Genomic DNA, 18893 nt, shown 5'->3' with positions numbered 1-18893 from the left:
CTGGTTACTTCGCCTGTGCCTGGGCCTGGCCCGCTTCCGGCGATGCGCCGGCGGGCTTGGCGTTGGGATCCCACGGCTTGCCCTGCACCGGCATGCCCGGACGCAGCATCATGCCGCCCTCGACGATGATCTTGTCCCCGGGCTTCAGACCGCTGGTGACGATCCAGTTATCGCCGACCGACCGGCCGGTCTGGAGCGTGCGCGGCTCGACCTTGTTGCCCGCGCCGATCACCAGCACCGTCGCCTGCCCCTTTTCATCGCGGCTGACGGCGCGCTGCGGCACCAGGAACGCCTTGGACTGCGTCCCCTCGACCAGCGAGGCGCGCACGAACATGCCGGGCAGCAACAGGCCGTTGGGATTGGGGAACAGCGCGCGGATCACCTGCGATCCGGTCGTCGGGTCGACGGTGACGTCGGCGAAGCGCAACGTGCCCTGCGGGCCATAGTCGCTGCCATCCTCCAGGGTCAGCCTGACGCGGGCATTGCCGTCGCGGGTCAACTGACCGCTCATGATCTGCCGACGCAGCTTCAGCAGCTCGGCGCTCGGCTCCTGGATGTCGACATAGATGGGGTCGAGCCGCTGGATGGTGGCCAGCGCCTCGGTCTGCGAGGCGGACACCAGCGCGCCGGTCGTGAAGACCGAACGCCCGATCCGGCCGGTGATCGGCGCCCGGATGGTGGTGCGCCCCAGATCGATCTGCGCGGTCCGCAAGGCGGCCTGCTGGGCCGCCACATCGGCACGCGCCTGCGCCGCGCTGGTCTGCGCGTTCTCATATTCCTGGCGGGCGATCGCGTTGATCTTGACCAGTTCGCCATAGCGGCGCGCCAGCGCGGCGCTCGACGCGATGCTCGCCTGCGCACGGGTCAGCGCGGCGCGGGCACTGGCGACCTGAGCCTGGTAGGGCGCGGGATCGATACGGTATAGTGGCTGCCCCTGACGGACCACGTCACCCTCGACGAACAGCCTCTGGGTGATCAGCCCGTTGACCTGCGGCCGCACATCGGAGGTTTCGAATGCGGTGGTCCGGCCCGGCAGCTCGGTCGTGAGGGTGACAGGCTGTTCGCTCGCCACCACATAACCGACAGGGGCCGGCCCCTGGGGCGCCTGCTGCTGCTTGCCACCGCTGCCGCAGGCGGCCAGTGCGAGCAAGGCGCCGGATGCCAACACACGACCGATAAGCCGATTGGAGGACATATCATTTCCCGCTTGAAAAATTGTTTGAGAGCGATCACTCACAAATAGCGCCGTTAGACCCGCCGTTCGAGCGCGTCAACCTGGAATGAGAGAGGCCCTAGCTTGTTGAATACCGACTGCCAGCCCCGGTCGCGCGCCGATATGCGCCGACATAATATCAAGGAGGTGGCCCGGCGCCTGTTCGTCGAGAATGGCTTCCACGCCACGGGGATCGCCGCGATCGCCAAGGAATCGGGCGTCGCCGTTCAGCAGCTCTACCGCGACTTTCCGTCGAAAGAGGACATCATCGCCGCGATCGTCGCGGCGGACTGCGAACGCATCGCGGACCAGGACACGCTCAACACGGCGCTGGCCGACAGGAATCGTGCGGGGATCATTGCCTGGCTCGCGTCGACCCCCTGCCGCAAGGACGAATGCGGCGACCGGCTATTCCTGGAGATCGCGGCGGAGGCGGCGCGCAACGACCGGATCAATGCGATCTTCCAGGACGTTCGGGCCCAGGCGTTCGCGAATATCAGCCGCGCCTTCGCCGGACTGATGGGTAGTGACACGGTGGAGAGCGAACACCGCACCCTCGCCCAGGCTTTCATGATCATCTCGCTCGGCTCGGTCTGTGCGCGGACGCTCCATCAGGAGGAGGTGAAGCCGGCCAGCGACCTTCTGATCAATTGCCTGATCGAAGGGGCGAAATAGCGGAATATCCTTGGATCGACGGGGTTCTTTTCGCGGCATGCCTCGTTGATGGACGCCGGCACGAGCCGGTGTGGAAAGGATCATGCGATGGCTGTCAAATTCGCCGGAACGATGAACGCGATCAACCGCGGCATAGAGAATACCAAGGCCGCCAAGGGCGCCACGATGGTAGAGGACTGGGAAGCCGCGCTGGCGGAAGTCGACACGCCGGGTGCGAAGGGCATTCTTCGCGACCTCGCCTCGCTCCGCAAGCAGCTGGAAAAGGACGAGCCCGACGCCGACCGCATCCACGACCTTCTCCACCGCCTGGGCGCCGCGACGACGAAGATCGCCGACCGGGCGGACAAGTCGCAGGACAAGCTCAAGGCCCTCGGCCAGGCGCTGACCGAAGCGGGCGAGGAACAGGCCGATGAGGAAGAAGACCTCGAAGCCGCCGCCACGCCCAAGCGCGCGCGCAGCAAGAAGTGAGGGATGTCGGGGCGGCGGCAGTCTCGCTGCCGCCCCGACGACCATGCGGTCGGGGTTGATGGCTCACGTGATGGGACGAAGGGGCCAGTCGACGCCATCGCCGTTCACGCCTTTTTCCGCTGCGGATAAATGGGATACCGCGTTTCAGCGGCGGGTGTCCGAATTGGGTGGCAAGCGGACGATGTCGTCGGCACGGCAGCGCTTCGGGTTAAGCGGTTGCACAGAATATCGGCGTACCGATCGGCCATGAGCAAAAAGATGTTCCTTGCCCATATGTTCGGGTGGCCCCTGCTCGCGATACTGTTTTTCATCGGGTGGATGGTCCCCCGCTACGTGCCCAGCAATGCGCTGATTAGCGCGGCGGCCTCGACGGCGTCGCCCGATCTCGCGAAGGAGCGCATGGTCGCCAGCTTCGTCGGCCGCTGTCGCTATGGGTGGAATTTTGACCGGTTGCGGGATCGCGGCGTGGCCATTCTCTATTCTCTCGAAAACGACGCCGGGCTCCTGGCCCGAACCTCGATCAGCTGCATGCCCGGCGGACGATGCTCCGTCGTTGCACAGGCGCTGATGGACTATCCCTTCCCTACCGAGTTGGGAGGAAAACCTCTCCCCAAGACGATATGGGGATGCGGACGCAGCATACCCAACTGGGCCAAAGCGGACTCGCCCAATTGACGAAACAGAGTCGCGTCTTAGGACCAGTCGACATTCAGGCTGCACAATCCTTATTCCTCCCCTGCAAGGGGAGGAATAAGGGAATGTCGATCGGCCCCCGGGGGGGGGATGGGCCCAGAATGTGCCGAACGCTTGCCCGCTTTCGGGCGTCCGGCTTTTAAAAGCGAGCGTCCGGGTCGGGCGGCGTCAAGGCTCCTTATTCGCCTCCGCGACCGGCGCTGTCCTGGGCAGGTCCACCTTGATCTCGACGCGGCGATTCTTGTCGCGACCTTCGGGATCGTCCGAGCCGTCGAGCTTGCGGTTGGGCGCGACGGGGCGGGCTTCGCCCAGCGCGACGATGGTGATCCGGTCGGCGGCGACGCCCTTTTTGACCAGATAATCCCGTGCCGCCTCCGCGCGGTGGCGCGACGCGAGCAGGTTGGCCGCATCCGAGCCGGTCGAGTCGCTATGCCCCCAGATCGTGATCGGTCCGCCCAGCGCCAGGACCGGATCGGCCAGCAGCGTATCGAGTTGCGCCATCCCCGCCTGGTCCATCTGCGCCCCCTTGGCGGGGAAGGGAATGGTCATCTCGACGGGTTCGGCGGGCGGCGTCGGGGTCGGCGAAGGTGCGATATCCGGGCGGATGATCGACTTCTTGGCCTCTTCCGGCTCGGCCGCTGCCAGGTCGTTGCCGGGCATCGCCACATTGTTCTCGACCGCATCATCGGCTGCGACCGCCGCCGCCTCGTTCCCGGCGGGCGCGCCGCCGCCCGGCTGGCAGGCGGTGATGCCCAGGCCGATCATGCCCGCCGCGATCGCGCGCGCGGTCCGGTTGCTCCATGTCGATATCGTCATGCGACATCCCCTCCGATGTGACTGGACTGTTTAGCGTCGGGATCGCCGTGGCGCGAGGGCCCGTAGGACACGACGATATCGCCGGTCTGCGGGGTCGGTCGCGCGGCATGGGTGAAGAAGCGGATGCGACCGTCCTTGCGCAGCACGAACAGCATGTCGGCCTCGTCAGGCAGCGTCGAGCGGGCATGGTCGAAGTTGAACTGCTCGCTGATCCGCGTCTTGCGGAAGGCCCATCCCGCCGCCTCGCGTTGCAGGATATCCTCCACCCCGTGGCCGGTGGTGAACATGGCCCGCCCGCGCAGCGCTTCCGGCAGGCTGCGATGATCCTCGTCGTCGCCGCTCCCGCCAAGCTGATAGACGGAGTCGCGACCGATATCGTGCGCGAACTCGTTGCAGACCAGCGCATTATACGCCTCGTTGTCGGTCGTCGCGACCAGCACCTGGAACTGGGTCAGGTCGAGCCGCTCCTCGGTCGTCTCGGCCAGGATTTCGCCATGATAGGTCTCGATCCCCGCCTGGCGCGGGCCGGACAGCCTCTGCCAGCTGGTATCGGCGATCGTCACCGGCAGCCCCAGCGACTGGATCTGCTGGGCGAGCGAGATGCTCCACGGCGTGCTGCCGACGATCAACAGGCCCTTCTGGGTCGCCCCGGTGACCTTCAGCCAGCGCGCGACATAGCGGATGCTGAAGCCATGGGCGATGATCGTCGCGACCACCACGGCGAAGGACAGGGAGACCAAGATATTGCCGTTGCCATAGCCCAGCTGGTCGAGGCGCAGCGCGAACAGCCCCGACACCGCGACCGCGACGACACCGCGCGGCGCGATCCAGGCGACCAGCAGCCGCTCGTTCCAGGGGATCTTGCTGAAGGCCAGGGCGATCAGCACGGTCGCCGGGCGGACCAGGAACAACAGCGCGAAGAGGAACGCGGCGAAGCGCCATTCGAACAGGCGCAGCACGTTCAGGTCCAGCGACGCCGAGAGCAGGACGAACACGCCGGAGATCAGCAGGACCGTCACATTCTCCTTGAAGGGATGGATGTCGCGCAACGAATCCAGCCGCATATTGGCGACCGCCACGCCCATAACGGTGACCGCGAGCAGCCCCGTTTCCTGCTGGATCAGGTTGGACAGGACGAAGGTGCCGATGACCGCGACGAGCAGCACCGGCGCCTTCAGATATTCCGGCACATGGCCGCGCGGAAAGGCCCAGGCGATCGCGCGCGCCATGCCATAGCCGATCAGCCCCGACACCACCGCCGCCCCGAGCAGCGCGACGACGACGGACACCAGCGTCCCGCCCTGGTCGACGCGGCGCAGATATTCATAGGTGATGACCGCGCACAGCGCCCCGAAGGGATCGTTGACGATCGCCTCCCATTTCAGGATCGCGCGGGGGCGCGCGGCGATATTGCTCTGGCGCAGCAGGGGGATGACCACGGTCGGGCCGGTCACCACCAGGATACCGGCGAACAGGATCGCCACCGGCCAGACCAGCCCGGCGACATAGTAACAGGCGAGCGAGCCCAGCACCCAGCCCAGCGGGATGCCGATCATCATCAGCCGCGTCACCGCGCCTTCGGTCTTGCGCAACTCGCGGAAGTTGAGGCTGAGGCCACCCTCGAACAGGATCAGCGCGACGGCGACGGATATCATGGGTTCGAGCAGATCGCCGAACGTGTGTTCGGGGATGATCACGCCGGTGATCGGCCCGGCGATGACCCCGGCGGCCAGCATCAGCGCGATGGCCGGCCACCCCGTCCGCCACGCGATCCACTGCGCGCCGATCCCCAGAACACCGATCAGCGCCATGACGAGAGCTTTTTGTTCCATAGCGCCGCTTAACCTCTGGCGCCTCCAAAGGTAACCGCAAGGCTGCTTTTGCTGCATAAAGCCGCCGGCCGGGGGGAAATGAAAACCGCCCGGCATGGACCTCCCGGTCCAGCGGAACGATGGCTTATAGGGGCGCGGCGGCGCGGCTCATCGCGCCGTGACCGGCTCGACCCGCAGCAGGACGACGCCGTGCGGCGCGACGGTCGGTGCCACCTCGCCCCCTGCCAGTACGCGATCCTCGAACAGGTCGCGCACCCGGACCGGACCGGCCAGTCCGCTATCCTCGGGCAGAAGGCGCGCGCGTTGCGCCAGGGTGGTGCGGTTGAAGATCGCGACGGCCACCGACCCGTCGGACAGCCGCTTGCGCCATAGCTCGATCCCCTCGGCGCGGCGGATGCGGCGGCCCTGCTCGCCCAGCCGGTCCTGGTCGATGGCGATCACCGCGGGCATGGCCAGCAGGCGACGGGTATCGTCGGTCATCCGTCGCAGGTCGTGGCCCATGATCAGCGGCGCCGCCTGCATCGCCCATAGCGCCATATGCGCGCGATATTCGTCGCGCGTCATCCCGCCATTGCCGACCTCCAGCATGTCGGGATCGTTCCAGCCGCCCGGGCCGTGATGGGGAAAGCGTGGATTCCGCTCGAAGCCGATATCCGCCATCGTCTTGTAATCGTCGGTGATGTCACCGGTCGTGCGCCACACATGCCCGCCGACGGACCGGCCCCAGTCGGCGACGTCGAACCGTCCATATTCGCACAGCGAGAACAGGATGGGCCGCCCGGTCGCGCGCAATGCCTGGCCCATCGCGTGATAGGCCTGCTTCACGCGCTCGGCCGTGTCGTAGAACCATTCGCCCGAACACAGGTCGTATTTCAGATAATCCACGCCCCAGGCCGCGAAGGTCCGGGCGTCCTGTCCGACATGCCATAGCTGCCCTCATAGCCCGCGCAGGTGCGCGGTCCCGGCGCGCTGTAGATGCCGAGTTTCAGCCCCCTGGCATGAACATAGTCGGCCAGCGCCTTCATGTCCGGGAAGCGATCATTGGACCGCAGCGCTCCGTCCGGGCCGCGTGTCCCCTGCCAGCCATCGTCGATATTGACATAGATATAGCCCGCATCGCGCAGACCGCTGGTCACCAGTGCGTCGGCCATCGCCCGGATGGTGGCGTCATCGATCCTGTCGGCGAACCTGTTCCAACTCGACCACCCCATGGGCGGCGTCGCGGCCAGGCCATCGGGGGCGAGCGTCCCCAGCGGTGGCAGCGGGGCGGCGGGCCGAAAGGCCAGGCGACGCACCTCTTGCGGCGTGCCGCGCCGACCGTGCTGGGCGATATCGCCATGCCAGATACCGCCCTTCAGCAGGACACCCCGCTTGCCGTCGAAGGTCGCGGTCCAGTGGCGGGTCGGGCGATCGCGATCGTTGATGTTGCGGGTATCGAAGTGCAGCGTGGCCCCGCGCAGCACGATGCCAAGCATCTCCACATCGCCATACCAGCGGCTGGTCAGCCGCCCGACCATGCCGCGCCCCTTCGGCTCGACCCGCATCATCGTGATGCCCGGATAGTCCGCCACATCGTCGAAGACCCAGGCCCCCACCGGCCGAACCTCCGCCGCGACGAGCCCCGGCCAGGCGAGCGGCGCCGGCATCGTGACCAGCCATAGGACCATCCAGCGGCGCAGGCGCGCGGGAGTGACCGCCCGGCTCGGCGTCCGTCTGGTGCGCATCAGCAAACCTCGGCGGTGGAACGGGGGAGAGGCCCGGACGGTACGCGCGCCGGGTGATCGTAGAAGACATCGGCATCGAGATGATGTCGATCGCCATAGACCTCGGCCAGCAGCGCATAGAGCGCCGGATCATAGGCGCGCAGATCCTGGTCCGACAGGATGCGCTGTCCGTCGACCACCGCCAGCTTGTTGGAGTTGAACCAGAATTGCGTCCCCTCCGCCCAATATTCCTCGGCGGTGGTTTCGCCATATTCGCCCTTCCAAAGGCCCTTGGCCTTCGCCTCGGCATAGCGCGCCTTGATCCGCGCGAAGAGGTCGGGGTCCGCGACCTCGATCCCGGTCATGATCTCGTGCGAGAATTCATGGACGAAGATGTTCTCGCCAAAATATCGGGTGCCCGGCCGCCCGAGCAGATTCTCCTCCGCGCCGCTGGTCAGCAACCCGCCCATGCCGCGTGCGCGACCATTCCAATAGTCGCGGTCGCTCAGCCGCCCGATGCGTTCGTCATAATGTTTGCGTTCGCAAAAGGTCAGGACCGGGTCGTCGCGTTCCGGCTTCTTCCAGTCGGCCTGTTCGGGGAGATCGGTCGTCCCCTCCGTCTCCGCCATGATCGCGATTCGCGCACCGCTCTTCCGCAACGCGAGCAGGATGTCCGGGCGGTGCGCCAGCATCTGGACGGCGATCTTCCGCGCCCGGCGCATGGCCGCGGGAGAGACCTGGCTGGATGCGGTGATCGGAATCCCCCCTGCGTCGAGATACCGGGTATAGAATGGCGCGAGTTTCAACGCGGCGGGCGGCGGCCCCATGGACGCGCAGGCGCTGGCTCCCAGAACGATCAACAGGCCGAAGGTGAGCGATGGGATGCGGACGTGCCCCCTGGCTCGCGGACCCTCGCTACGTCCTTTTCGGGTCCACCCACGCCCATTCATCATAAGCTCACCTCGTATTTCGTATACGAAGATTGAGCTATGCCGAACAGCTTGTCCAGTCGGAAACCTGTGTCGTCAGCAACCCCGCTCGCGATCAGGGAAAGGAGTAAGCCCGCCCCGGCTCCGCTGCCACGAAATGCTCCGGCGGGATGCTGGCCGACGACAGCGCCTGGGCCAGTTCCCGCACCGGCGCATCCCGCGCCTCGTCGGTCAACTGGAACGTCCCCCAATGGATACCCAGCGCCCTGTTCGCGCCGACATCGGTGAAGATCCGCACCGCCTCCGCCGGATCGACATGCTGCGCCGCCATGAACCAGCGCGGCGCATAGGCTCCGATCGGGATCAGCGCCACGTCCGGCGATCCCAGCCGGGTGCGGACCTCGCCGAAGATGCGACCGTCGCCATAGCCCGTGTCGCCGACGAACCACAGCGATCCCGCCGGGGTGTCGAGATAATGCCCACCCCACAGCATCATCCGCGTGTCGCTCGGCCAGCGGTTCGACCAGTGATAGGCGGGCGTCAATGTCGAGGTGACGCCCTGCCCCAGATCCAGGCGATCCCACCAGTCGGCCGTCACGCAGCGCGCATCCGGTATCGCCCGGCGCACGATCGCATCATTGCCGAGCGGCATCGCCATCAGCGGATCATGATCCACCTGCAACCGCCGGAGCGTATCGATGTCGAGATGGTCGTAATGCCCATGGCTGAGCAGGACGATATCGATCGGCGGCAGGTCCTCGAACGCGATCCCCGGCGCGGTCACGCGCCTGGGGCCGATACGACGAAAGGGGCTGGCACGCTCCGACCAGACGGGGTCGGTCAGGATATTGACCCCGGCGACCTGGATCAGCAGCGACGCATGGCCGACCATGGTAACGATCAGCCCATCGACCCGCGCCAGCGGCGTGGCGGGCGTCACCGGCACCGATCGGGGCCACCGGGCGGCCCCGCCCGCCAGCTTCCACCGCAGCACCGCGCGCAGCCCGCGATCGGTACCGGCCTGCCCCGGATTGAAAAAGCGCGTCCCATCGAAATGGTCGCTCGGCGGACCGTCATAATAGCGGTTGCGGGTCTTGGTCATGAGGGGATCGTCATCGCATGATCGCTCCGTTTTCTCCACGCCGCAACGGCCCGGTGATAACCTTCGAGCAGGCGCAAAACTGCACCGCGATGTCCGACGGACCGCCCGACCGGATAACCACGGGATGGCGCCGTTCGCGACTTCAGGCGCTGAGCAAAATCGACGAGATATGGCGGAGCGGGAGGGATTCGAACCCTCGATACGGTTTTGCCGTATACTCACTTTCCAGGCGAGCGCCTTCGACCACTCGGCCACCGCTCCGCATGAGTTCATGCCTGGAGCACGCGCCCCTAATGCGCTTCTGCGCCCCGCGCAAGCGATTGCGTGGGGGATCGGGCTGGGGCAGTCTGTTCCATCATGACGATCGCGCTTCTGCTCGCCGCGCTTTTCGCGCAGGCTTCGCCCGCTCCCGCTCCTGCCGTCGCGCAGGCGAGCGATCCCCTGCCGTCCGACTGGATCGCGGTGCCGGATGACGAGGTGCTGATCTTCACCCTGTCGAACGGCAAGACGGTGACGGTGCGCCTCGCCGCCGCGCAGACGCCGGTCCATGTAGCCAACATCCGCGCGCTGGCGCGGGCGCATTGGTGGGATGCGGGGACCAGCGTCTACCGGGTCCAGGAAAATTATGTCGCGCAATGGGGCGACGCGACCGAGAAGAAGCCGCTGCCCCCCGGCATCGTCGCCAATCCGCCCGCCGAGTATGTCCGCGCGGGCAACAGCGCGGTCGCGCGGTTGAGCAGACCCGATCCCTATGCCGCCTGGGCGGGCTATAGCCGCGATGGCTGGCCGCTGGCGGGGGATGCGTCGTCGGAATGGCTTCCGCATTGCTATGGCATGGTCGGCGTCGCGCGCGACCTGGCGCCGAGCACGGGGACCGGGGCGGAACTCTACACGATCATCGGCCATTCGCCGCGCGGGCTGGACCGCAATATCGCGGTGGCGGGGCGGGTGATCGACGGGATGGAGGCGCTGTCCACCCTGCCGCGCGGGATGGGGGATCTAGGCTTCTACAAGGAAGTGGCGCAGCGTCTGCCGATCGTCTCGGCCCGGCTGGCGAGCGAACTGCCCGCCGCTGAGCGACCGCATTACCAGTATCGCGAGACGGCGTCGCCGCGCTTCGCCGCCTGGATCAAGGGGCGGGAGAATCGGAAGAACGACTTCTTCACCGTGCCGGCGGGGGGTGTGGATATTTGCGCCGCCTTGCCGCCGGTGCGCAAGGCGCCCTGATTCCCTTGCATGGGGGAGTGGCCTTCGACTTCGCTCAGGCTGAACGGATGGTGGGTATGAGAGGCCTTGTTCCCTCGCTCCGTTCGGCCTGAGCGAAGTCGAAGGCCAAGGGGCGTCGGGAGGCCGCCAAGCCAGCGGCCCCCCGTCCTCAAATCACGCCGCCTTCTTCCCCGGCTCGATCCGGTTGGCGACCAGATGATCCACCACCGCCGGATCGGCCAGGGTGGAGGTGTCCCCCAGTGCATCGACCTGATTCTCGGCGATCTTGCGCAGGATGCGGCGCATGATCTTGCCCGAACGCGTCTTGGGGAGCGCGGGCGCGAATTGCAGCGCGTCGGGGGTGGCGATCGGTCCGATCTCGCGGCGGACCCATTGGATCAGCTCGGCGCGCAGCGCCTCGTCCTCGTCGACCCCGGCGTTCAGCGTGACGAAGGCATAGATGCCCTGCCCCTTCACATCGTGCGGCATACCCACCACGGCGGCCTCGGCGACCTTGACGTGGGCGACCAGGGCCGATTCGACCTCGGCGGTGCCCATGCGGTGGCCCGAGACGTTGATGACGTCATCGACCCGGCCCGTGATCCAGTAATAGCCGTCCTCGTCGCGGCGGCACCCGTCGCCGGTGAAATACTTCCCCGGATAGGTGGTGAAATAGGTCTGGAAGAAACGGTCGTGATCGCCCCAGACGGTGCGCATCTGCCCCGGCCAGCTATCGGCGATGACGAGGTTCCCCTCGACCGCGCCGTCCAGCACCTTGCCCTCGGCATCGACGATCTGCGGCAGCACGCCGGGCAGCGGCAGGGTGGCCGAACCGGGCTTGAGCGCCACCGCGCCCGGAATCGGCGCGATCATGTGGCCGCCGGTCTCGGTCTGCCACCAGGTGTCGACGATCGGGCAGCGCCCCTCGCCCACCACATGATAATACCATTCCCAGGCTTCCGGGTTGATCGGCTCGCCCACCGATCCCAGGATACGCAGGGACGAGCGGTCGGTCTTCTTCACCCATTCGTCGCCCTCGCGCATCAGCGCGCGCAGCGCGGTGGGGGCGGCATAGAAGGTCGATACCTGATATTTGTCGACGATCTGCCAGAAGCGGCTGAAATCGGGATAGTTGGGCACGCCCTCGTACATCAGCGTCGTCGCGCCGTTGGCGAGCGCGCCATAGACGACATAGCTGTGCCCGGTGACCCAGCCGACATCGGCGGCGCACCAGAAGACCTCGCCCTCGCGGTAATCGAAGACGTGGCTGTGGGTCCAGGACGCCCAGAGCAGATAGCCGCCGCTGGTGTGCAGCACGCCCTTGGGCTTGCCGGTCGAACCGCTGGTATAGAGGATGAACAGCGGGTCCTCCGCCCCCATCGCCTCGGGCGGGCAATCGGGCGAGGCGGCGTCGACCAGATCGCCGTACCAGGCGTCGCGGCCCTGCTTCATCGTCACGTCGACGCCGCTATGCTGGACGACGACGACATGATCGACCGCGACGCCGTGATGCTCCAGCGCGGCATCGACATTGGCCTTGAGCGGCACCGCCTTGCCCCCGCGACAACCGCCGTCGGCGGTGATGACGATCCGCGAATCGCAATCGACGATGCGGTTGGCGAGGCTTTCGGGCGAGAAGCCGCCGAACACGATCGAATGGATCGCCCCGATCCGCGCACAGGCGAGCATCGCGAAGGCGGCTTCCGGGATCATCGGCAGGTAGATGGTGACGCGGTCGCCCCGCGCGACGCCCAATGCCTTCAGCGCGTTGCCGAGGCGCGAGACCTGTTCGTGAAGCTCGCGATAGGTGATCCGCCGCTCGGTCCCCGGCGTGTCGCCTTCCCACAGGATGGCGACCTGATCGGCGCGGGTTTCCAGATGCCGGTCGATGCAATTGGCCGCGACGTTGAGCTGCCCGTCGGCGAACCATTGGATGCGGAAATCCGCTTCGTCGAAGCTGGTGTCCTTCACGCGAGTGAAGGGCGTGATCCAGTCCAGCCGCTGCGCCTGTTCGCGCCAATAGCCGTCCGGATCGGTGCGTGCCGCGTCATAGGCCTGGGCATAACCGTCGGCGGTCATGGACGCGCTGTCGGCCCAGTCCGGTACAGGGTGAAGATGTCCGCTCATGCCTGTCTCTCCTATTTTCGCTCAGCTTTAGCAGTCCAACATGGCAAATGCCTATCGGGTCCGTGACAAAGTGATGCGTGCGGGCGACCGACCGGATCGGGCCGCGGCGCCGGTAGAGATCGCAAGCGTAACGATGGCCCCGACAAACAAAAGGAACGGATTTGGAATAATTTCACCTACCCAGAGCAAGATACGGGTGCGCGCCTCTGTTCCTCGAACGAAAGCAACGCTACAGCATCTCTTGCGCCGGGTTTCGAGGGGGGAGGAACCGAGCATGATCGCGACTACCCACGACCGAGCCGACATCCCTGCCGGGTTTGCCGCCATCTTGGCGCGCAACGGCGAGATGGGGCGGCTGATCGCGGGGCATGACTGGGCCGCGACGCCATTGGGGCCGATCGCCGACTGGCCGCAGAGCCGGTTGACCGCGATCGGTATCGCGCTGTCCTCCTCCATCCCGATGGCGACGATCTGGGGGCCGGAGGGCATCCTGATCTACAATGCGGCCTATGCGGCCTTCTCGGGCGACCGGCACCCCGCGATCCTGGGCCGGCGGCTGCTCGACAGCTGGCCCGAGGCGGCGGTCTTCAATGCCCAGGTGATCGCGACCGTGCTCGGCGGAGAGCCGCTGGCCTATCGCGACCAGGCCATGTTGCTGGCGCATCGCGGCGTGGCGGAACAGCATTGGCTGGACCTGGACTATACGCCGATCGCGGACGAGACGGGGCAGCCTTCGGGCATATTGGCGACGGTGATCGACAGCAGCGCACGGATGCGCGATCGGCAGGAGCGGGAGATCGCCATCGCCGCCGCGCGGGAGAGTGAGGCGCGGTTCCGCAACGTCGCCGACCATGTGCCCATCATCATGTGGGTCACGCGCGCGGACGGCCACTGCGTCTATATCAACCGGGCCTGGAGCGTGCAGACCGGACTGCCGATGGAGCAGGGCCTGGACTTCCAGTGGTTGAAGGCGATCTTCCCCGACGACCGATGCGCCGTGGAGACGGCGTTCCGCAACGCGACCGGAAACCAGGTCTCGTTCAGCCTGGAATTCCGCCTGCTGCATCATGACGGCACCTATCGCTGGTCGATGGTGACGGCGATCCCGCGCACCGACGAGGACGGCACCTATCTGGGCATGGTCGGATCGGTGTTCGACATCGACGAACGCCGCCGGGCCGAGGAGACGCTGCGCGACGTCAACGCCGTGCTGGAACGCCGCGTGGTCGAGGCTCTGGCCGAGCGCAGGCTGTTCGCCGACATCATGGATTCGACCGGCACCATGGTCCAGGTGCTGGGCTTCGATCACCGCTATCTGGCGATCAACCGCGCCGCCGCCGACGATTTCGAGCGCATCTTCGGCATCCGTCCCCAGATCGGTCAGCACAAGAGCGAGGCGATGGCGCGTCGCCCCGAAATCCTGTCGGTGATGCGCGATTACTGGACGCGGGTGCTGGCGGGCGAGGATTTTTCGGTCATCCAGGCGCTGGAGGATCTGGACGGCCATCGGCGGCATTATGAGTTGCGCTTCAGCCCGCTGGTCTCGCCCGAGGGTACGCCGCTCGGCGCCTATCAGTTCGCGACCGACGTGTCGGAACGCCTCGCCCAGCAGGAGCGGCTGGCCGATATGGAGGCGCAACTCCGCCAGAGCCAGAAGATGGAGGCGGTGGGCCAGTTGACCGGCGGTATCGCGCACGACTTCAACAATCTGCTCCAGGTCGTGGTCGGCAATCTGGAGATGCTGGACCGTTTCCTGCCGATCGACGAGCATCCCCGCGCCCGGCGCGCCGCCACCCATGCGATGACGGGCGCGAAGCGGGCCGCGACGCTGACCCAGCGGCTGCTCGCCTTTTCGCGGCGGCAGCCTTTGGCCCCGCAATCGGTGGATGCGGTCCGGCTGGTCGACGGACTGTCCGACCTGTTGACCCGCACGCTGGGCGAGCAGGTGTCGCTGGCGATCGAGGCCGCGCCCGATCTCTGGCCGGTCGAGGCCGATCCCAACCAGCTGGAAAGCGCGATCCTGAACCTGGCGGTCAATGCGCGCGACGCCATGCCGCATGGCGGCACCCTGTCGATCGCGATGCGCAACGCCACGCGGGACGGGCTGACGACGATGGCGGCGGGCCCCGCCCCCTATGCCACCGATCCCGGCGATTATGTCGCGATCGAGGTCAGCGACACCGGCATCGGCATGGACCGCGCGACGCTGGGCCGGGTGTTCGAGCCGTTCTTCACCACCAAGGAGGTCGGCAAGGGGACCGGCCTGGGCCTGTCGATGGTCTATGGCTTCGCCAAGCAGTCGGGCGGGCAGGTGAATATCGAGTCCCACCCCGGCCAGGGTACCCGCGTCACCCTGTTCCTGCCGCGCCACCATGGCGAGGCGGCACCGGTCGCCGAGGTATCCGCCGCCACCCGCCCGATGCGCGGGTCGGAGACGATCCTAGTGGTCGAGGACGATGCCGATGTCCGCGCCTATTCGACCGAGGCGCTGCGCGAACTGGGCTATGAGGTGCTGGAGGCGGAGGACGGCGCCTCCGCGCTCGCCCTGCTGGACGCGCCCGAGGCGACGCGGATCGCGCTGCTCTTTTCCGACGTGGTGCTGCCGGGCGGCATGACCGGGGCCGACCTGGCCTCCGCCGCGCGGTCGCTCCACCCCGAGTTGAAGGTGCTGTTCACCACCGGCTATGCCCGCGACGTGATCGTCCATGGCGGACGGCTGGACGCGGGCGTGGCGCTGATCACCAAGCCGTTCGACTTCGCCGATCTGGCGGCGCGTATCCGGGCGATGCTGGACGACTGAGCGGGGTGAGGCAGGTGCTCCGTACCTTTCCCGCTGGGGGAGAAGGGTGGGAGCCGTAGCTTAGCCCGTTCCCGCCGCCACGCTGGTCGAAACCGGCATCGCGATGGTGCAGTGCACGCCTTCCGGCCCCAGTTCATAGGTGGTGCGCGCGCCGAGTTGATAGGGGAGCGCCTGTTCGATCAGCTCGCGCCCCTGCCCGCCGCCGCGCGAGGCGGGGCCTGCGGCGCGCATGTCGACGCCGCTTTCCCGCCAGTCGATATGCAGCCACGGCTTGCCGTCCAGCCCGTCCGGCTCCCATGTCCAGCGGATCGACAGACGCCCCCCCGGCTGGCCCAGCGCGCCATATTTGACCGCGTTGGTCGCCAGTTCATGCAGCGCGATGGCCAGCGTATGGACGGTCGAGGAGCGAAGACGGACCCCGGCCGGCCCGTGCAGCGTGACGCGCTTCGCATCGCCGCCCATCGCCGCCAGCTCGCACTGGATCAGGTCGTCGAACGACACCCGATCATGCTCGCTCAGCCGCGACAACAGGCTCTGCACCCGCGACAGCGCCTCCAGCCGGTCGTTGAACTGGGCATGGAAGCCCGCCAGATCGCTGCTGGCGCGCACGCTGTCGTTCGCGATCGAGCGGACCACGCCCATCAGATTGCTGGTGCGATGCTGCAATTCGGCGATGAGCACCCGCTGGAGCGCATCGGCCTTGCGCCGTTCGGTCAGGTCGGAGGTGACCACCAGGAAGCGGCTCGCCTGCCCCTGGCCATCGGGCAGCAGCGAGATGGTGCTGTTCGCCCATACCAACGTCCCGTCGGGACGACGATAGCGCTTGTCCAGCGTGCTGGGCGTCCCCGTCCCGGCGGCGCGGGCCAGGGCGTCCAGGCTGGGGGCCAGATCGTCGGCATGGGTCAGGTCCGCGATCCCGGAGGCCAGCACCTCGTCGCGCGAGCGACCCAGGATCCGGCACAGTTCGTCATTCACCCGCAGGAAGCGGCCATCGGGCGCGATGACCGACAGGCCGACCGGCGCGGTCGCGAAGATCGCCGCCAACTGGCTCTCGCTATCGGCCAGCTTGATCCGCACCACTTCCTCGCGGAGGCGGATCACCTCGGCCTGCGACGTCTTCCACTCGGTGATGTCGCGGGTGGTCGTCGCCACGCCGTCGCCCAGCTTCACGACCGTCTGGTAGAACCAGCCGTCGAACTGCTCATGGACGTAATGACGCTCCCTCTGCTCGGCGATGCCGGTTTCGGTCACGCGGCAGAAGGTGTCGAAAATCCCCTCCACCACCACGCCGGGATTGCGTTCCAGCAGGCTCTGGCCGCGCACCTCGCCATACAGGCTTTCCGATCGGTGGTTGTTGAGCACCCAGCGGAAATCGACGATCCGCCCGGCATCGTCGCGGATCGCCTCGAACACCTGGATCATGTCGGTGGAGGCATCCATCGTCGCCTGGAGCAGATCATGGCTGATCGGCATTCGGGGATCGCGCTTGCCCATCGGCACCTCTTCCTCACCTTCGCGCATAAGGGCGATTATTCGACGCGACGCCGGGAAAATAGCAGGAACGGGCAGCTCCGTAACGGGGATATGTCGGTTGTATCGCAACAAAAGCGCTTCGCATCGCCCCGGCGATCGACGCGTCGGCCATAGCGTCACGCACCCGAAACGGTCGCTTGCGCGTTTGGGGCGTGCGCCAAGAGAGGACGGGGGATGGCATCACGGTTTCGGCAATTCTGGAGCGAGGAGGAATGGGCCTTCGCTCCCCATGAAAAGCCGACCATTCCCGGATCGCCCGGCAATTTCGAGCATCCCTATCGCCGGCGCATCGCCTATGGCGCGATCGCGGTGCTGATCGGGATCACCGGCGGGCTGGGCAATGCGCTGGTCCAGGTCAATACGGTGCAGTTGCAGGGTGCGCTGGGGCTGGACCCGACCGAGATCGCCTGGCTGCCCATCGTCTATGTGATGACGAACGCCTCGATCAACCTGCTGCTGATCAAGTTCCGCCAGCAATTCGGCCTCCGGCCCTTCGCGCTGCTGTTCGCCGGGCTCTATACGATCCTGACCTTCGCCCATCTGTTCGTGCGCGACTTCTCCACCGCCATCGCGGTGCGCGCGGCGAGCGGCATGGCGGCGGCAGCGCTGTCGTCGCTGGGCCTCTATTACATGATGCAGGCGCTGCCCGCGAAATGGCGGCTGAAGGCGATCGTGCTGGGCATCGGCGTGCCGCAATGCGCGACACCGCTCGCCCGCCTCTTCTCGCCCGAGTTGCTCGCCATGTCGCACTGGCGGACGCTGTACCTGTTCGAGTTCGGGCTGGCGGCGGTCAGCCTGGCCGCGATCATCGCGCTGCGCCTACCCCCGACGCAGCGGGTCAAGGCGTTCGAACCGCTCGATTTCCTGACCTTCTCGCTCTACGCGCCCGCGATCGGGCTGTTCTGTGCGGTGCTGGGCCAGGGGCGACTGGTGTGGTGGACGCAGGCCGCCTGGATCGGCTGGTCACTGGCCATCGCCATCCCGCTGCTCGCCGCCGCCCTGTGGATCGAGCATCACCGCGCCAATCCGCTGCTCAACACGCGCTGGCTGGGATCGATGGACATCGTCCGCTTCGCCATCGTCACAATCATGGCGCGCATCGTGTTGTCCGAACAGAATTTCGGCGCGGTCGGCCTGCTCACCGCGCTGGGCCAGAACAACGATCAGTTCCGCACGCTGTTCGCCATCGCCTTCATCGCCTCGGTCGCGGGCGTCGTCCTGAGCGCGGTGACGCTGAACCCGACCAAGCTGACCCATCCGGTCATGTTCGCGATCGGGCTGGTCGCCATCGCCGCCTATATCGACAGCTTTTCGACCAACCTCACCCGCGCGCCCGAACTGTACGCGACCCAGGCGCTGATCGCCTTTTCGACCACCTTCTTCCTCGGCCCGTCGCTGCTGTTCGGGATGACCCGCGCGCTGCAACAGGGGGCGGGGCATGTCATCAGCTTCATCGCGCTGTTCGGAATGCTCAATTCGGTCGGCGGGCTGGGCGGCACCGCCCTGCTCGGCACCTACCAGGTGATCCGCGAAAAGGCGCATAGCGCCGCCATCGTCCAGAATATCGACCCCACCGACCCGCAGGTGGCGCAGCGTATCCAGGCGGGCGGCGCGCGGGTCTCGGGCGTGGTGGGCGACCCCATGCTGGCCCGCGCCGAGGGGGCGGCCCTCCTGTCCCAGGCCGCCACGCGCGAGGCGAATATCCGCGCCTATAACGACGTCTTCCGGCTGGTCGCCGCGCTGGCCGCCGCCGTCACCCTATTCCTCGCGCTGCTGACCTGGCGGCGCGCCCGGCG

The 18893-nt window shown here is 66.9% G+C and carries 14 protein-coding genes, 1 tRNA gene and 1 pseudogene; 6 read left to right on the top strand and 10 right to left on the bottom strand.

Going from position 1 to position 18893, the window contains the following annotated elements; genetic code table 11:
- Positions 1-4: 4 nt before the first annotated feature.
- A complete protein-coding gene (locus tag OXQ33_RS09015; RefSeq protein ID WP_267434350.1) occupies positions 5-1195 on the bottom strand; it encodes an efflux RND transporter periplasmic adaptor subunit in 1191 nt (396 codons plus the stop codon).
- 141 nt (positions 1196-1336) lie between these two features.
- Here OXQ33_RS09015 and OXQ33_RS09010 point away from each other — a divergent pair, with 141 nt between their 5' ends.
- From OXQ33_RS09010 to OXQ33_RS09000, 3 genes are all read left to right on the top strand, one after another.
- Positions 1337-1888 carry a TetR/AcrR family transcriptional regulator gene (locus OXQ33_RS09010; RefSeq protein ID WP_267434349.1) on the top strand — a complete coding sequence of 184 codons (552 nt, stop codon included), beginning with the start codon at positions 1337-1339 and terminating at the stop codon, positions 1886-1888.
- A gap of 87 nt (positions 1889-1975) precedes the next feature.
- A complete protein-coding gene (locus OXQ33_RS09005) occupies positions 1976-2356 on the top strand; it encodes a hypothetical protein (protein WP_267434348.1) in 381 nt (126 codons plus the stop codon).
- A gap of 246 nt (positions 2357-2602) precedes the next feature.
- A complete protein-coding gene (locus OXQ33_RS09000; RefSeq protein ID WP_267434347.1) occupies positions 2603-3031 on the top strand; it encodes a hypothetical protein in 429 nt (142 codons plus the stop codon).
- Positions 3032-3217: 186 nt separating this feature from the next.
- Here OXQ33_RS09000 and OXQ33_RS08995 read toward each other — a convergent pair whose 3' ends face one another.
- The 7 genes and pseudogenes from OXQ33_RS08995 to OXQ33_RS08965 all read right to left on the bottom strand — a co-directional run bounded on the left by OXQ33_RS08995 (position 3218) and on the right by OXQ33_RS08965 (position 9692).
- The gene (locus OXQ33_RS08995) at positions 3218-3865 is read right to left on the bottom strand and encodes an OmpA family protein (protein ID WP_267434346.1); all 648 of its coding nucleotides are present in this window, start codon (positions 3863-3865) and stop codon (positions 3218-3220) included.
- On the bottom strand, positions 3862-5697 hold the full coding sequence (locus tag OXQ33_RS08990) for a sodium:proton antiporter (RefSeq protein WP_267434345.1): 1836 nt from the start codon (positions 5695-5697) through the stop codon (positions 3862-3864). Before OXQ33_RS08990 ends, OXQ33_RS08995 begins: the two co-directional genes overlap by 4 nt.
- A gap of 147 nt (positions 5698-5844) precedes the next feature.
- On the bottom strand, positions 5845-6147 hold the full coding sequence (locus OXQ33_RS08985) for a hypothetical protein (RefSeq protein ID WP_267434408.1): 303 nt from the start codon (positions 6145-6147) through the stop codon (positions 5845-5847).
- A 30-nt stretch (positions 6148-6177) separates the two neighbouring features.
- Positions 6178-6908 (bottom strand): annotated as a pseudogene (locus tag OXQ33_RS08980) (glycoside hydrolase family 27 protein); the annotation flags it as partial.
- A 512-nt stretch (positions 6909-7420) separates the two neighbouring features.
- Positions 7421-8122 (bottom strand): glycoside hydrolase, encoded by a 702-nt coding sequence (locus OXQ33_RS08975; protein WP_267434344.1) that lies wholly within the window; start codon positions 8120-8122, stop codon positions 7421-7423.
- A gap of 322 nt (positions 8123-8444) precedes the next feature.
- Entirely contained in the window at positions 8445-9431 is a 987-nt protein-coding gene (locus tag OXQ33_RS08970; RefSeq protein WP_267434343.1) for an MBL fold metallo-hydrolase, read from the bottom strand.
- 170 nt (positions 9432-9601) lie between these two features.
- Positions 9602-9692 (bottom strand) — tRNA-Ser (locus OXQ33_RS08965).
- A 96-nt stretch (positions 9693-9788) separates the two neighbouring features.
- On the opposite strand from OXQ33_RS08965, the gene OXQ33_RS08960 reads away from it, so the two are divergent.
- The gene (locus OXQ33_RS08960) at positions 9789-10658 is read left to right on the top strand and encodes a peptidylprolyl isomerase (protein WP_267434342.1); all 870 of its coding nucleotides are present in this window, start codon (positions 9789-9791) and stop codon (positions 10656-10658) included.
- Positions 10659-10811: 153 nt separating this feature from the next.
- Here the strand turns inward: OXQ33_RS08960 and acs are convergent, their stop codons facing one another.
- Complete coding sequence (gene acs / locus OXQ33_RS08955; protein ID WP_267434341.1) at positions 10812-12764, bottom strand: acetate--CoA ligase; 1953 nt, start codon at positions 12762-12764, stop codon at positions 10812-10814.
- Positions 12765-13038: 274 nt separating this feature from the next.
- Between acs and OXQ33_RS08950 the strand changes: the two genes are divergently transcribed.
- The gene (locus OXQ33_RS08950) at positions 13039-15564 is read left to right on the top strand and encodes a PAS domain S-box protein (protein ID WP_267434340.1); all 2526 of its coding nucleotides are present in this window, start codon (positions 13039-13041) and stop codon (positions 15562-15564) included.
- Positions 15565-15624: 60 nt separating this feature from the next.
- Here OXQ33_RS08950 and OXQ33_RS08945 read toward each other — a convergent pair whose 3' ends face one another.
- Complete coding sequence (locus tag OXQ33_RS08945; RefSeq protein WP_267434339.1) at positions 15625-17085, bottom strand: PAS domain S-box protein; 1461 nt, start codon at positions 17083-17085, stop codon at positions 15625-15627.
- A gap of 186 nt (positions 17086-17271) precedes the next feature.
- Between OXQ33_RS08945 and OXQ33_RS08940 the strand changes: the two genes are divergently transcribed.
- Positions 17272-18893, top strand: a 1622-nt coding sequence (locus OXQ33_RS08940) for an MFS transporter (RefSeq protein WP_267434338.1), incomplete at its 3' end; no start/stop codon positions are given.

The organism is Sphingomonas sp. GM_Shp_1 (genome assembly GCF_026540895.1).
In the GTDB taxonomy this organism is placed as follows: Bacteria; Pseudomonadota; Alphaproteobacteria; order Sphingomonadales; family Sphingomonadaceae; genus Sphingomonas.
This window is presented reverse-complemented; position numbering and strand designations above follow the sequence as displayed.

What these genes read in the sequence shown, in the direction of transcription:
- OXQ33_RS08975 (WP_267434344.1), bottom strand. Translation starts at nt 8,122, where the DNA reads ATGCGCCGGGCGCGGAAGATCGCCGTCCAGATGCTGGCGCACCGCCCG.
- OXQ33_RS08970 (WP_267434343.1), bottom strand. Translation starts at nt 9,431, where the DNA reads ATGACCAAGACCCGCAACCGCTATTATGACGGTCCGCCGAGCGACCAT.
- OXQ33_RS08995 (WP_267434346.1), bottom strand. Translation starts at nt 3,865, where the DNA reads ATGACGATATCGACATGGAGCAACCGGACCGCGCGCGCGATCGCGGCG.
- OXQ33_RS08960 (WP_267434342.1), top strand. Translation starts at nt 9,789, where the DNA reads ATGACGATCGCGCTTCTGCTCGCCGCGCTTTTCGCGCAGGCTTCGCCC.
- OXQ33_RS09000 (WP_267434347.1), top strand. Translation starts at nt 2,603, where the DNA reads ATGAGCAAAAAGATGTTCCTTGCCCATATGTTCGGGTGGCCCCTGCTC.
- OXQ33_RS09010 (WP_267434349.1), top strand. Translation starts at nt 1,337, where the DNA reads ATGCGCCGACATAATATCAAGGAGGTGGCCCGGCGCCTGTTCGTCGAG.
- acs (WP_267434341.1), bottom strand. Translation starts at nt 12,764, where the DNA reads ATGAGCGGACATCTTCACCCTGTACCGGACTGGGCCGACAGCGCGTCC.
- OXQ33_RS08950 (WP_267434340.1), top strand. Translation starts at nt 13,039, where the DNA reads ATGATCGCGACTACCCACGACCGAGCCGACATCCCTGCCGGGTTTGCC.
- OXQ33_RS08990 (WP_267434345.1), bottom strand. Translation starts at nt 5,697, where the DNA reads ATGGAACAAAAAGCTCTCGTCATGGCGCTGATCGGTGTTCTGGGGATC.
- OXQ33_RS09015 (WP_267434350.1), bottom strand. Translation starts at nt 1,195, where the DNA reads ATGTCCTCCAATCGGCTTATCGGTCGTGTGTTGGCATCCGGCGCCTTG.
- OXQ33_RS08945 (WP_267434339.1), bottom strand. Translation starts at nt 17,085, where the DNA reads ATGCGCGAAGGTGAGGAAGAGGTGCCGATGGGCAAGCGCGATCCCCGA.
- OXQ33_RS09005 (WP_267434348.1), top strand. Translation starts at nt 1,976, where the DNA reads ATGGCTGTCAAATTCGCCGGAACGATGAACGCGATCAACCGCGGCATA.
- OXQ33_RS08985 (WP_267434408.1), bottom strand. Translation starts at nt 6,147, where the DNA reads ATGCCCGCGGTGATCGCCATCGACCAGGACCGGCTGGGCGAGCAGGGC.